This is a genomic window from Acinetobacter halobius, from assembly GCF_044130335.1.
Taxonomy (GTDB): Bacteria; Pseudomonadota; Gammaproteobacteria; order Pseudomonadales; family Moraxellaceae; genus Acinetobacter.
In genome coordinates, this window is the sequence record NZ_JBIQOD010000047.1 from 1 (window position 1) to 572 (window position 572).

General features: G+C 36.2%; 1 pseudogene. It reads left to right on the forward strand.

Annotated elements, in window-relative coordinates:
• A pseudogene (locus ACE01U_RS17040) lies at positions 1 to 572 on the forward strand (IS4 family transposase); the annotation flags it as partial.

Genomic DNA, 572 nt, shown 5'->3' on the forward strand with positions numbered 1-572 from the left:
ATTCCAAGATTGCTCATAAATTTCGATTTAAAAATCCATTATATTCACTTGATGCGAGTCATATTGATCTTTCACTGTCATTGTGTGAATGGGCAAAAGTACATGAGTCCAAAGCCAATATAAAACTTACAGTTGGGTTAAATCATAGCAACACCATTCCTGAGTTTGTTGCGCTTGGTGATGGTATTGAAAATGACATGGTACAAGGTCGACGACTCAAATTTCCATCTGGAAGTATCATTGTATTTGATTATCAGTGGTTTGCAGAGATGACACAGCAGAATATTAGCTTTGTTACTCGCTTGAGACCAAAGACTGTTTATGAGGTGAAATCAAAACAAGATGTGTTAGTCAGTAAGGGGATTCTTGCGGATGAATATATTGAGTTGAGTAGCGATTATGCTAAAAAGCGTGGGGCACCGAAGCGATTAAGACGTATAGAGTTTTATGATACTGAAAAGAACGTTTGAGTTTTTAAGTAATAACTTTCATTTAGCTGCATCTACCATTGCTGCAATTTATAAAGATCGGTGGAAGGTAGAACTATTTTTTAAAGCGATCAAGCAAAACCT